Here is a 12875-nt window from a genome sequence, read left to right on the forward strand (position 1 = left end):
CTATTGACAAAATTCGTTCATGCGCGCGTAAAAAACCCGGTGATACTCATACATTGCTTTTAACGCAGGGGTGTTATCGAGCACTTCTTTATCGGGGTGAGGTTGACTCGGCGAAACAATGCATTGACTGTTTTCTGCGGCGATGTGCCAACTTCTCCAGGTTTTCCATTGGGGTGGGCACTCGCGTTTCCACCTCATGGCTTGCGGCAGGAATTCAATACCCAAGTAGTCACATAGTTTACCAATCACCCGTTCCGGCGCTGCCGCCAGGTCATCAGCATTAATCACATAGGGCAGTTTGCCGGTGAGTTTAGTGACCACACAAAAGATCTCATACAACGCTTTATGCCCAATGGCTTGCAAGGGCATGTTGGGGTGCACGCGATAATGCGAAAGAATGCTGCTGGCGGGTTCCCGAATAAGAAAGATATTGTCTTGCTGTGCCAAAAAGTCCACGTCTACTTTCAAGTCGTCGAGGCAGTGATAACACATGTCTTTGTGAAATACGTTGGCCGTTTCCCTGGCCTTCAGCAGCCGTTGTTTTATTGCCTGATAGGTGATTGGAAAACTGTGATCCCATTCATCCGACGGAATTGCAGAGTCGGCAGAAAATGCCATATGTGCAAATGGCTCGTGGAAAACTTCAAAGTCTTTGCGCTCGATAAACACGCGTTCCAACACCGTGGACCGAGAACGTGGGTGCGCCCATAACCCAACCATCTTGTTCATACGAGCACCCCGTATTCGGCCGCCATGATCGCACTGAGCGAGCGGCTGAAAGCGTGCGTAGGGGGGCAGAGTCGAGTGCAAAAATCGGCCAGGCGCCGGTGCGCACTGTTGGCCTCATTGCAGGTGTTGATAAATGCCTCATGATTGCAGAAGTCATAAGGTTCGATGCCGTCCAGGCAGTAGGCTTCGCAGAAATACGGAATGCGAAACAACTTCGCGAGCGTCGAAGCCGGTGGTTTTAAGGGCTCCACCGCAGGAAATACAGGTTTACCGCGACTTTCGCGCTCAATCAAAAACTCAACCACCTGCGGCGTCAGCGTGTAGCACGTTGCCAACAAGCCGGTCTTCTCCAAGTGCCAGCTGTGCTTGTTGCCACGCTCGTCAATATCGACTTTTATACTGGAAAGCAGGGTCTTGACCGGAACCGAAGACGCCGAAACCAGCGCCTGTATCTGCTCATAAACCAGCAACTCGGCCCAGCGCAGGTCCTCTGGACTCAGGGTCAGGCCACGCTCTGCCGCTTGTAACGCAAACTCGGGCTGACAAGCGAAGCGGCCGATCATGAAGGTGATCACATACTTGCAATGGCGTGTGTCGATGCCCTTGCTGCGCGCAGCCACCCTCCCACGCTCTATGGCCTGGATGCCTGCCTGAAATTGCGCAACAGTGAAGCAGAAGGTGATATTGAGAGAACTTCCTTGCGCCACTAAGTGCTCGACAGTCGTAAGGCCCTCCAGGCTTGCGGGTACCTTCACCATCACATTCGCAGCCAACTGACGCAGCGCTACCCCCCTGGCGGTCATGCGTTCAGCGCAGCGCACATCGACAGGATCGACTTGTGCGCACATCCAACCTTCACGCTGGCCAGATCGGACCCAGCGTTGCTTCAGGTCCGAAGCCCCCTGCACGATCACTTCGTCGTAGAGCTTGCGGCGCAACTCTTGGGGCGCCAGCTTGGCAAGATTAAACCGCGACAACCAATACTCGCGTTTTTCAAGAATCACCGCAGTAACCAGACGGGGGTTTGTGGTCACATTGCTGAACCCGCCGGGCTGCGAAAACGTGTCTGGCATTAACTGTTCTATGCAACTGAAGGCGGCCGGGTACTTTTCAAGCAAGTGCTTCTTATAAGGTGCATAGACGGCAGGCGAAGAGTCCCACCACACTTCAGAACATGGGTCATTACTTTTCAGTCGTTCGATATAATCTGATGTCGTCACAACGCCTCCTCCTTGAGTGGTCATATCACTGTAGAATCGTGAGTAATTCACGCATATCGGAAAACGGTAACGCCCCCGCATCGACCAATAATGAATGCCGGGCCTCCGGGCCAAAACCCAATACTTTGATGTTCGCCGCAATCGCCGCCTGAATACCGGCGACACTGTCTTCAATCACTACTACATCCCGGCTATCGACGTTATAAGTGGCGCATGCCGTCACGAACACCAAAGGATCTGGTTTCCAACGACCTAACTCATAACAACTGAATATGTGCCCCTCAAAATAAGAGAACAGTCCGGTGAGGCGTAAACAGTGTTCTATTTTATGACGGGGCGCACTCGAGGCGACGCAAAAAGGAATACTCAGGCTCTCGAGTACCTCTTTGATACCCTCAGTAGGTTTTAAATCCGACGTTAAAGCGACCCGCGCACGCTGGCGAAAAGTTTCTTCAAACTGACTGTCCAGGCAAATATTCAATACCTGTTCGGCTTCACGTAAGCAGTCGGCAATCTTGCGCCCACGAAATCGCTCAGTGAATTCCAATAAGTCAAGACCCGTGGCCTCATGCGTATCGCGATGTGCGTGTTGATTCAGCAGGGAAATCAATACAGACAGGGTGATTTCTTCGCTTTGTACGAGTACACCGTCGCAATCGAAGATCACTAACTTAGGCACACCCACACGGATGGGCGCTGCCTCCTGACCTGATAGTTCCCCTATAAAAGCCAATGAGTGCATAGGCATCTCTTATAGGTATATCCGCGATGACTTCTGAACTACCAGCGGAGCGCATTGAGGTGTGCCTATAAGACGCCCGCAGAAAAATCCTGTCAAACGATTTTTGGTGGATTATTAATTACTTTTAATTATTTGTAATGACTTTTTTATTCTATTAAACGCATTACGCCCAGCAGAAAACCCGCTTGAGATAGCTGAACTTCTACCGGCGCGTATCAGTCAGCACAAAGGACTCTCATAAAACGGCGGGTGGGCAATGCAGATCTCCTTGCAGCAACAAGTGGCCCTGGTCACCGGCGCCAGCTCCGGCATCGGCGCTGGCGCGGCCAAGGCGTTGGCCGAGGCCGGGGCGGCGGTGGTGCTCAACTACAATTCCCAGGCGGCGCCGGCGCAAGCCCTCGCCGCGCAGATCAACGCAGGCGGCGGGCGGGCAATTGCCATCGGTGGTGACGTGTCCAAAGAAGCCGACGTGGAGCGCCTGTTCGCCCAGACCCTTGAAGCCTTCGGTCACCTGGACATTCTGGTGGCCAACTCGGGCCTGCAAAAAGACGCGAACCTGGTCGACATGACCCTCAATGACTGGAACACCGTGATCGGCGTCAACCTCACCGGCCAGTTTCTGTGCGCCCGCGCCGCCGTGCGAATCTTCAATCGCCAAGGCCTGCGCGACGGCGTATCGCGGGCGGCCGGCAAAATCATCCACATGAGTTCGGTGCACCAGATCATCCCGTGGGCCGGGCATGTGAATTACGCAGCGTCCAAGGGCGGCGTGGAGATGCTGATGCGCACCCTCGCCCAGGAAGTCAGTGAACAGCGCATCCGCATCAATGGCATCGCGCCAGGGGCGATCCGCACCGCAATCAACCGTGCGGCCACTGAAGGCGCGGCTGAAAAAGAACTGCTCAAGTTGATTCCCTACGGCCGCGTAGGCGATGTGGAAGACGTGGCCAACGCGGTGGTCTGGCTGGCCAGTGATGCCTCCGACTACGTGGTGGGCAGCACCTTGTTTATTGATGGCGGCATGAGCCTTTATTCGGAGTTTCGTGGCAATGGTTGATTTCAAGAACGAACCGCAAAGCGCCATTGATGCCCACGGCATCATTGGCGATATGCGCAGCGCAGCGCTGGTGAACGACAAAGGCAGCATCGATTTTTTCTGCTGGCCGGAATTCGACAGCCCATCGATCTTCTGCTCGCTGCTGGACACGCCACAAGCCGGTGCTTTCCAACTCACCCCTGACCTGCCCAACGCACGTCGCGAGCAAATCTACCTGCCCGACACCAATGTGCTGCAAACCCGCTGGCTGAGTGATGAAGCGGTGGTGGAAATCACCGACCTGCTGACCGTCAGCGAAGACGTTGACGAGCTGCCGTTGCTGATTCGCCGTGTGCGCGTGGTCAGTGGCAAAGCGACCCTTCACCTGCGTTGCGCCGTGCGCCATGACTACGCCCGCGCACAAACCCAGGCGATGGCCGATAACGGTGGCGTGCTGTTTACGGCTGACGGCCAGCCCGGCCTGCGCCTGATCGGCAGCCACCCGTTGAGCCTCGAAGACCACGCGGCAGTCGCCAGCTTTAGCCTGAGCCAGGAGCAAGGCGCAGAATTTGTCCTCGGTGGCGCCGACGACCCACGCGTCACCAACGACTGCACCGACCTGTACCTGGAACGCACCCTGAAGTTCTGGCGCGGCTGGATCGCGCAGTCCAATTACCGTGGACGCTGGCGCGAAATGGTCAACCGCTCGGCGCTGGCCTTGAAGCTTTTGACCTCACGCAAACACGGCGCAATCATCGCCGCCGCCACCTTCGGCCTGCCCGAGTCGCCCGGCGGCGAACGCAACTGGGACTACCGCTACACTTGGATCCGCGACGCTTCGTTCACCGTTTACGCGTTTATGCGCCTGGGCTTTATCGAGGAAGCCAACAGCTACATGCGCTGGCTCAAAGGCCGGGTCAGCGACTGCTGCGGCCAGCCGACCAAAATCAATATCCTCTACGGCATCGATGGGCGCCAGGAGCTACCGGAAACCACACTCGATCACTTGACCGGGCACGGCGACGCCAAACCCATACGCGTGGGCAATGAGGCGTTCGACCAGATCCAGTTGGATATCTACGGCGAGCTGATGGACGCGGTGTACCTGGTCAACAAATACGGCGAGGCGATTTCCCACGAAGGCTGGAAACACACGGTGGAAGTGGCCGACCAGGTCTGCGAAATCTGGAACCAGAAAGACGTGGGCATCTGGGAGATGCGCGGCGAGCAACATCACTTCCTGCATTCGCGGCTGATGTGTTGGGTGGCGCTGGACCGCGCGATCCGCCTGGCCTCCAAACGTTCGCTGCCGGCCCCATTCGCACGCTGGGACCAGACCCGCCAGGCCATTTACGCGGACATCTGGAGCAATTTCTGGAACGAAGAGCGCGGCCACTTTGTGCAACATATCGGCAGCACCGCATTGGATGGCTCGATGCTGCTGATGCCGCTGGTGCGCTTCGTCGCGGCCACCGACCCACGCTGGCTGTCGACCCTGGAAGCGATCCAGAAAAGCCTGGTGCGTGACGGCATGGTCTATCGCTACCGCAACGACGACAGCCAGATCGACGGCCTGCAAGGTACTGAAGGCGCCTTTACGGCTTGCTCGTTCTGGTACGTCGAATGCCTGGCCCGCGCCGGCCAAGTGGAGAAAGCCCACCTGGAATTCGAACAGCTGCTGCGTTACGCCAACCCGTTGGGCCTGTACGCCGAAGAATTCGACAGCCAGGCCCGTCATCTGGGCAATACGCCCCAGGCACTGAGCCACCTGGCATTGATCAGCGCGGCGACTTTTTTGGACCGTAAGCTCAGTGGGGAAAAGACCGTGTGGCAACCCTGAGGTGGGCTGTGCACAATGGGCAGCCCTCGGACCGTCATCAGGAACGCCATGCGCCAGGTACTGCTGATCAGTGATTTGACCGTGGGCTCATCGCTGGATCGCTCGGGGAAATTGGGCGTGGACTTGTGGCGGCATCATTTTGCAAAAGTCGTTGATCGCGCCCACGTCCTGGCGACGACATGAACACGTTTCCAACCCTCTCGACCCAATGACCGACCTCGCCCAGGCCCACGCCCTGATCGACACCTTCGCCCAGTGGCGCACCCACCCCAACCCAGGCACACGTTGGGGCCTTGAACACCAAGGCAAATTGTTCGGCAGTTGCGGCCTGTTCAAGTGGAACCGCGCCTGGAACAGCTGCGCTTTGTCCTGCGAACTGGCACCTGCGGCTCGCGGGCAAGGCTTGATGCGCGAAGCCTTGCAGGCCATGCTCGATTGGGGCTTTGAGCATATGCAGTTGCATCGCGTAGAAGCCTTGGTGCATCCGCAGAACAACGCGTCACACGCACTGCTGGAACGACTCGGTTTTAAAGCTGAAGGCACATTGCGAGAGGCCGGGTTCTGGAATGGCCAGCGGCATGACCTGAGGGTGCTGGGGTTATTGGCGCAAGCGTGTATAGACAAAAAATGAGAGGCATATAACGATACCGATGCCACTCAACGCGCCCTGATATTCAAGGAATGAATATGATCCTACGTGTAGAAAGAAATGTAAGCACACCGATCCGACCTACATTGAGCTGGAGCGAAACGTGGGAAAGCTACGATAAAGGCTTGATCAAATGTTGGGAGGTTGGTCGAGAACTGGCAATGAAGCGCTCCGATCTCGTACAGGCCACTCTCAACGATGAATTACCTGCGCTTGGCTGGAAAGGGGGTGTCAGCCGTAGCCTCAAAAAGCTCGAAAAGTTCGGCTCGCTGAGTTATCTAGCCCAATGGCAGGGACTGCGGGGTGAACACCTGGATATTGATCCTGCGCAGGAGGTGCTTAAAACGTGCTCGCGTACTCACATGATGGTTACGTTCACGCCCGACAAAGCGAAGTACATCAATCAGACCACGGAATCTGAAGATTAAGGAGCAGGATGCATGGTTGATCTTCATAAGGAATTCGAGCAAAGCATTTTCTTTCACCAAGCACGTATTGACCGACGCTCTGCCGATGCATTGGTCGGGATTACCGCCGGCTTGACGGCTGATGGAAAAATCAACCAGAGGGAAGCCGAGTTTCTCAAAACTTGGATAGAGACCCATCTGATACAACTTGAAGATCCGGTCGTTAACATTCTTTATCAACGTCTCGCCAATATGCTGAGCGACGGTGTGCTCGATGAAGATGAGTCGAACGAGCTATTGGAAATGCTGCATCAATTTTCGGGCCTTCCAATTGGGGCACCTCAGCGCACGACAGGCTTTAGCAGCCTACCTCTGAACGATCCGGCTCCCGAGTTGGATTGGCAGGACAGGGTTTTCCTGTTTACAGGGGTCATGGCATACGGCCCTCGCAAAGACTGCGAGCCGCTCGTACGCGAACGAGGCGGCGTGATCGGAAACTCTGTTAGTAAAAAAGTCCATTTCCTGGTGGTGGGCAGCATTGGCAATGAGCAGTGGCTCCACAGTTCCTACGGTACGAAGATCAAGAAAGCAGTGGAGTTGCGAAACAGCGGCGCTCCCATCGCAATCATCAGCGAAACCCACTGGCAACAGGTGGTGTTCGGTTGAATCCCATCGTTTCCATCCTCATTCACGCCCCCGACTGGCGCACCGCAACCGAGTGGTACACCGCCGCCTTCCCAACAGCGACACGTATTTACCATCAGCCCGATGACTTCGGTCATCTGGACGTAAACGGCGTGGCGCTCGAAATCGTCAACGCCGATAACAAAGTCGGCTGCGGCGCCGCAGGTTCGGTGGTGTATTGGCGGGTGGATGATTTGCAACACAGGCTACAAGCGTTGCAAGCCATCGGCGCTACTCTCTATCGCGGCCCCATGCAGATTGAAGGCGCAGACTGGATGTGCCAGGTGCGCGACCCATGGGGCAATTGCATCGGCTTGCGCCAGGCGGGTTAGACAAGTCAGGCAACTGACTTCAAGCGTGCGATGCCCCGTCATCGGTTTGAGCTAGAGTTCCAGCAACGTAGGCCTGCACTTACCCTGTGGCGAGGGAGCTTGCTCCCGTTGGGTCGCGAAGCGGCCCGTTATGTGTTCAAAGGGCTGGGACTGCGACGCAGTCCAGCGCGAGCAGGCTCGCTCGCCACAGGTATCTATTGATCGATAAATCAATTGGCATTATCTACCATGACCCCACTCGCTCCACTGCTCTACGTGCGCACCTCCATGCTTGATGTGGCCTATGAAGCCCACGGCCCCGAAAGCGGTGCGCCGATTATCCTGCTGCACGGTTTCCCCTACGACCCGCGTGGCTACGATGACATCGCGCCGGTGCTGGCCGAGCGTGGCTACCGTGTGCTGGTGCCGTACCTGCGTGGTTACGGCCCGACGCGGTTTATCAACGAGCAGGTCATGCGCTCCGGGCAACAGGCGGCGTTGGCCAAGGATCTGCTGGACTTCATGGATGCCCTGCACATCCCGCAAGCCACCTTGGCGGGTTTTGACTGGGGTGGCCGCGCCGCGTGTATCGTCGCCGCGCTGTGGCCCGAACGGGTACGTGGGTTGGTGACGGGGGATGGCTACAACATTCAGGACATCGCCAAGTCCCTCAAGCCGCGTGCGCCCGAAACAGAGCATCGCCTGTGGTATCAGTTCTATTTTCACACCCAACGGGGTGTAGACGGTTTGACTGCCAACCGCCGCGAGCTGTGCGAGCTGCTGTGGACGCAGTGGTCGCCGACCTGGGCCGAAGGGCCGAGCCTCTACGCCAAGACCGCGCCGTCGTTTGATAACCCGGATTTTGTCGAGGTGGTCATTCACTCCTATCGCCATCGCTTCATGTACGCGCCTGGCGACCCGGCGCTGGAAGCGATCGAACAGGCACTGGCGCCGCAACCGCCGATTTCGGTGCCGAGCATTTCGCTGTGCGGTGCCGATGATGGCGTCGGCCCGCCCCCGGTCGAGGACGACGATGTGGAATGCTTCAGCGGCGTGTATCGGCGCCAGGTGTTGCCGGGCGTTGGTCACAATGTGTTCCAGGAAGCGCCGCAGGTAACTCTTGAGGCGTTGTTTGAACTACTCGCTCACGACACCGGCGAAAAGCGTTCGCGGTAAGCCTGGGGCGTCACCGATAACGCGCGCAGGAAGCTGCGCCGCAGGGTTTCCTCACAGCCAAAACCGCACTGCACCGCAATGCGTTTGATCGATGCCGTGCTGTCGGCCAACTGCCGCCGCGCCGTTTCCACGCGGATCAGCTCGACGGCGCGTGCCGGGGTCTGGCCGGTTTCGGTGCGGTAGTGGCGCACAAAACTGCGCTCGCTCATGCCGGCCTGGGCGGCCAAGGTGGCGATGTTCAAATCCAGGGTGAGGTTGTCGGCCATCCAGGCGTGCAAGTCGGCAAAACGGCTGTCGCCCTTTTGCAGCGATAACGTCGCGCTGAATTGCGCTTGCCCGCCCGGGCGTTTAAGGAACACCACCAGGTGCCGCGCCACTTCCAGGGCGACGGCGCGGCCCAAGTCTTCTTCCACCAGCGCCAGGCACAGGTCGATGCCGGCGGTGACACCGGCGGAGGTCCACACCGCACCTTGCTGGATAAAGATCGGGTTGGGCTCCACCGTCAGCGCGGGAAACTTGCGCGCCAGCTCTTCGCAGCGGGTCCAGTGGGTGGCCACGCGACAGCCGTCGAGCAAGCCGCTGGCGGCGAGCAAAAAAGCCCCGGTGCACACCGACGTCATGCGCCGGGTGTGGCTGGCCTTTTCGCGCACCCATTGCACCAACGCGGGGTCTTCGGCGGCGCCGTAAACGCCCCAGCCGCCAGCGATCACCAGCGTGTCGCAGGGTGTATCCGGCGCGGGCAGCGGCTCAGCCACCAACGCCAGGCCGGCGGAGGTCATCACCGGCGAGTCCTGCGCGGCGACCACCGAGACCGCGTAAGGCAATGGCAGGCCGCGCTGGCGCGCCAGGTCATTGGTCGAGGCAAACACCTGCAACGGCCCGGTCACGTCGAGCACCTGGGCATTTTCAAAAGCGAGAACGTGGATGATCCGGGTCATGATTGGCGTGATTTGTGGGTTCAATGGCGTATTCGCCAAAGCCTAGGCCTCTACAGTGAAGCCGTCCACCCCTTTAGCGGAGCTTGATTCATGACCTTGCAGATCGGCTTTCTGTTGTTCCCCGGCATCCAGCAGCTTGACCTTACCGGCCCCTATGACGTGCTGGGTTCGCTGCCGGATGTGCAGCTGCACCTGATGTGGAAAGACTTGGCACCGATCACCTCCAGCACCGGGCTGGTGTTCACCCCGACCATGACCTATGCCGACTGCCCGCGCCTGGATGTAATATGCGTGCCCGGCGGTTCCGGCGTCGGCGCCTTGATGGAAGACCCGCAAACCCTCGATTTCCTCAAGGCCCAGGCACAGACCGCCCGCTACGTGACCTCGGTATGCACCGGCTCACTGGTGCTCGGCGCGGCCGGTTTGCTGCGCGGCCGCAAGGCCACCACCCACTGGGCCTACCACGACCTGCTCGCCCCGCTGGGCGCCATCCCGGTGCAAGCGCGCGTGGTGCGTGACGGCAACTTGTTCACGGGTGGCGGGATTACTGCGGGGATCGATTTCGCACTGACCCTGGCCGCCGAGCTGTACAGCGAAGCCGCCGCACAGCTTGTGCAGTTGCAGATCGAATACGCGCCGGCACCGCCGTTTGATGCGGGCAGCCCGAGCACCGCGCCTGAACATGTGCTGGAGGAAGCCCACAAGCGCACGGCGGAATCGCGTCGGGTGCGCGGTGAAATTGTGGCGCGGGCGGCGGCGCGGTTGGGCTGATGGCACCTGCGCAGCAAATTCTGTAGCGGTAGTGCTGTTATGGCGGTGGGTCAGGCAGGTCTGGACATCACCGCTAACCGCGTCGCCAATAGCATCAGCACGCTCGCCAGGCCCCATTTCTGTAGCCTGGCGCTGTGGCTACTGCCCGCAAACACTCGCCTGATCGCCCCGCCAAAAATCCCCAGCAAGGCGTGGAAAACCCCGGCGATCAGGGTTAGAACGCCGCCCAACACCCACAGTTGCACAGCGATGGAGCCGGCCTCTGGCTTAACGAATTGGGGCAGAAATACCATGAAAAACAGCAACGCCTTAGGGTTGAGCAAACTGTTGAGCATGGCCTGCGCAAATACATGCCGCAAACGCACGCGACGGACTTGGGTCATGTCCAGGCCGATGTTTTTTTGCAAGGTCTTGAACACCAGCCACAGCAGGTAGATCACCCCGGCGTAACGAATCAAATCAAACCCCGGCGGCCAACTGACGACCAAGGCAGTCACACCGCTGGCCGTCAAGGCGGTCAGCAGCAAATCCGCCACGCAGATCCCCAGGCTTGAAGCCACGCCACCGCGCCAGCCATAACTCACGCCATGACTGATCACAAACGCCATGTTCGGCCCCGGCGACAGCAGCAACAGCAAAACAGCGCCGGAAAACACCGCGAGGGTTGCGAGGTCGATCATGCTCAAGCCATCCACCAGAGAAAGCCTGCAGATTAAACGGCGCGCCGTGCGGCAACAAAAAATTGTGCTGGATACATTCTTCGCCAACGGTCATGTCGGGTGATTGCTCATTGCCATAACCAACGATTAGAATGCGAAACATTATCAATAATACCCTGCGTCAGGATGCCCCTGTTGAGCGACCATCCCCTGGACTCCGCCGCCATCGGCCAGCTCTACCATGCCCATTCTTCCTGGTTGCGCGGCTGGTTGAGCCGGCGCACGGGCTGCCGTGAACATGCCGCTGATCTGGCGCAGGAAACCTTTGTGCGTCTGCTCAACATGCGCAAACAACAGACCTTGCACCAACCGCGCGCTTACCTGAGCAGCATTGCCCGCAGCCTGATGATCGACCAGTACCGGCGCCGCGAGCTGGAGCGCGCCTACCTTGAAAGCCTGGCGCACTTTCCGGCACTGGAAGTGCCGTCGGAAGAAACTCGCTTGCTGATCCTCGACAGCCTGGAGCGCATCGACCGCTTGCTCGATCAACTTAAGCCGCGGGTGCGCGAAGCGTTTTTGCTGGCGCAACTGGACGGCCTGACCTGCGCACAAATCGCCCTGCGTTTGGGCGTCTCCAAGGCCACGGTGGAGCGCGACCTGGCCAAAGCCCTGCATGCCTGCTACCGGTTACGTTATGCAGAACTTTGACCCACGCCTGGTCGACCAGGCCATCCAGTGGATGATCCGGCTGCGTTTCAACGTTGCCGATGACGTCAGCACCGCCGCGTTCGAACAGTGGCTGCAAAGCAGCCCCGAACACCCGTTGGTGTGGCAACGGGTGGCAACCATGAGCGATGAGCTCAGCCACGTGCCCGCCGGTGCCGGGCGCCATGCCCTCAACGGCGCACGCCAGCGCATCAGCCGCCGTGACACCTTGAAGATGCTGGGTCTGTGTGCCGGGGCCGCTGGTCTCACCTGGCTCGGGCGCGACTACACGCCTCTGCCTGAGTTGATGGCTGACTACCGCACCGCCACCGGTGAGCGACGTTGGGTGACGCTCAACGATGGCAGCCAGATCCAGCTCAATAGCGCCAGTGCGATCGACGTTGCGCTCAGTACCGAACGGCGCCGGGTACACCTGCGCCAGGGTGAAATGCTGATCAACACCGGCGCCGACAGTCGACCATTCTGGGTGCAAACCCGTGACGGCTACCTGCGTGCCCTCGGTACGCGCTTTCTGGTGCGCGAAGAAAGCCAAGGCACGTTGCTCGCCGTGCAACAAGGCAGCGTGGCGGTGTATGCCGACCTGCACGACAGCAGCGCGCGCCAGCTGATCAACCCCGGCGAACAGGTGCTGTTTGACCGCAGCCACCTGCGCCCACCGATCGCCAACGGCCTGGACCCCTGGGCCTGGAGTGACGGTGTTATCAGCGCCCATGACATGCGCCTAGATGACTTTCTCGCCGAACTGAGCCGCTACCGCAACGGCTTGGTGCGCTGCAGCGAGACCGTGGCCGGGTTGCGCGTGTCGGGCACTTACCAGTTGGATGACACCGACCAAGTGCTCAATCTGGTGGCGCAGTCGCTGGCGGTGAACGTCACCTATCGCAGCCGTTATTGGGTCACGGTCACGCCCCGCGTTTAAGGCTTCAAAAATAAATGAGGTTATTTCTCATTGCCGCTCGACCTGTAAGGAAAGGCCGATCAACAGGC

General features: G+C 58.8%; 15 protein-coding genes and 1 pseudogene. 11 read left to right on the forward strand and 5 right to left on the reverse strand.

The window, feature by feature from the left end; translation table 11 throughout:
• The 3 genes from P5706_RS21605 to P5706_RS21615 all read right to left on the reverse strand — a co-directional run bounded on the left by P5706_RS21605 (position 1) and on the right by P5706_RS21615 (position 2691).
• Positions 1 to 729 (reverse strand): sulfotransferase-like domain-containing protein, encoded by a 729-nt coding sequence (locus P5706_RS21605; RefSeq protein ID WP_285681706.1) that lies wholly within the window; start codon positions 727 to 729, stop codon positions 1 to 3.
• On the reverse strand, positions 726 to 1802 hold the full coding sequence (locus P5706_RS21610; RefSeq protein WP_502945512.1) for a transaldolase family protein: 1077 nt from the start codon (positions 1800 to 1802) through the stop codon (positions 726 to 728). Before P5706_RS21610 ends, P5706_RS21605 begins: the two co-directional genes overlap by 4 nt.
• Before the next feature lie 172 nt (positions 1803 to 1974).
• Positions 1975 to 2691 (reverse strand): HAD family hydrolase, encoded by a 717-nt coding sequence (locus P5706_RS21615; RefSeq protein ID WP_285681710.1) that lies wholly within the window; start codon positions 2689 to 2691, stop codon positions 1975 to 1977.
• Between the two features lie 256 nt (positions 2692 to 2947).
• Between P5706_RS21615 and P5706_RS21620 the strand changes: the two genes are divergently transcribed.
• From P5706_RS21620 to P5706_RS21655, 8 genes and pseudogenes are all read left to right on the forward strand, one after another.
• Positions 2948 to 3748, forward strand: coding sequence for a glucose 1-dehydrogenase (locus P5706_RS21620; protein ID WP_285681712.1), 801 nt, complete (start codon positions 2948 to 2950; stop codon positions 3746 to 3748).
• Positions 3741 to 5567, forward strand: coding sequence for a glycoside hydrolase family 15 protein (locus P5706_RS21625; protein WP_285681714.1), 1827 nt, complete (start codon positions 3741 to 3743; stop codon positions 5565 to 5567). Before P5706_RS21620 ends, P5706_RS21625 begins: the two co-directional genes overlap by 8 nt.
• Positions 5568 to 5630: 63 nt before the next feature.
• Positions 5631 to 5750, forward strand: a pseudogene (locus P5706_RS21630) (hydrolase); the annotation flags it as partial.
• Positions 5707 to 6198, forward strand: a complete 492-nt coding sequence (locus P5706_RS21635; RefSeq protein ID WP_285681716.1) for a GNAT family N-acetyltransferase — start codon at positions 5707 to 5709, stop codon at positions 6196 to 6198. The pseudogene P5706_RS21630 and the gene P5706_RS21635, both read left to right, overlap by 44 nt.
• 56 nt (positions 6199 to 6254) lie before the next feature.
• Positions 6255 to 6644, forward strand: a complete 390-nt coding sequence (locus P5706_RS21640) for a hypothetical protein (protein WP_285681718.1) — start codon at positions 6255 to 6257, stop codon at positions 6642 to 6644.
• Between the two features lie 12 nt (positions 6645 to 6656).
• The gene (locus P5706_RS21645) at positions 6657 to 7289 is read left to right on the forward strand and encodes a BRCT domain-containing protein (RefSeq protein ID WP_285681720.1); all 633 of its coding nucleotides are present in this window, start codon (positions 6657 to 6659) and stop codon (positions 7287 to 7289) included.
• Positions 7286 to 7639 carry a VOC family protein gene (locus tag P5706_RS21650; RefSeq protein WP_200431560.1) on the forward strand — a complete coding sequence of 118 codons (354 nt, stop codon included), beginning with the start codon at positions 7286 to 7288 and terminating at the stop codon, positions 7637 to 7639. The genes P5706_RS21645 and P5706_RS21650 overlap by 4 nt, the downstream gene beginning before the upstream one ends.
• Before the next feature lie 228 nt (positions 7640 to 7867).
• Complete coding sequence (locus P5706_RS21655; protein ID WP_200431559.1) at positions 7868 to 8794, forward strand: alpha/beta fold hydrolase; 927 nt, start codon at positions 7868 to 7870, stop codon at positions 8792 to 8794.
• Here P5706_RS21655 and P5706_RS21660 read toward each other — a convergent pair.
• Complete coding sequence (locus tag P5706_RS21660; RefSeq protein ID WP_285681722.1) at positions 8764 to 9732, reverse strand: GlxA family transcriptional regulator; 969 nt, start codon at positions 9730 to 9732, stop codon at positions 8764 to 8766. The two genes, P5706_RS21655 and P5706_RS21660, sit on opposite strands and share 31 nt — an antisense overlap.
• Before the next feature lie 90 nt (positions 9733 to 9822).
• Here P5706_RS21660 and inhA point away from each other — a divergent pair, with 90 nt between their 5' ends.
• Complete coding sequence (gene inhA, locus P5706_RS21665; protein ID WP_285681724.1) at positions 9823 to 10503, forward strand: isonitrile hydratase; 681 nt, start codon at positions 9823 to 9825, stop codon at positions 10501 to 10503.
• Between the two features lie 50 nt (positions 10504 to 10553).
• Here the strand turns inward: inhA and P5706_RS21670 are convergent, their stop codons facing one another.
• The gene (locus tag P5706_RS21670) at positions 10554 to 11183 is read right to left on the reverse strand and encodes a LysE family translocator (RefSeq protein ID WP_285681726.1); all 630 of its coding nucleotides are present in this window, start codon (positions 11181 to 11183) and stop codon (positions 10554 to 10556) included.
• A 165-nt stretch (positions 11184 to 11348) separates the two neighbouring features.
• On the opposite strand from P5706_RS21670, the gene P5706_RS21675 reads away from it, so the two are divergent.
• Entirely contained in the window at positions 11349 to 11870 is a 522-nt protein-coding gene (locus P5706_RS21675) for a sigma-70 family RNA polymerase sigma factor (protein ID WP_425540568.1), read from the forward strand.
• On the forward strand, positions 11857 to 12807 hold the full coding sequence (locus P5706_RS21680; protein WP_285681728.1) for a FecR domain-containing protein: 951 nt from the start codon (positions 11857 to 11859) through the stop codon (positions 12805 to 12807). The genes P5706_RS21675 and P5706_RS21680 overlap by 14 nt, the downstream gene beginning before the upstream one ends.
• Positions 12808 to 12875 lie beyond the last annotated feature (68 nt).

This window comes from Pseudomonas sp. ChxA (assembly GCF_030263855.1).
GTDB classification, from domain to species: Bacteria; Pseudomonadota; Gammaproteobacteria; order Pseudomonadales; family Pseudomonadaceae; genus Aquipseudomonas; species Aquipseudomonas fluorescens_CB.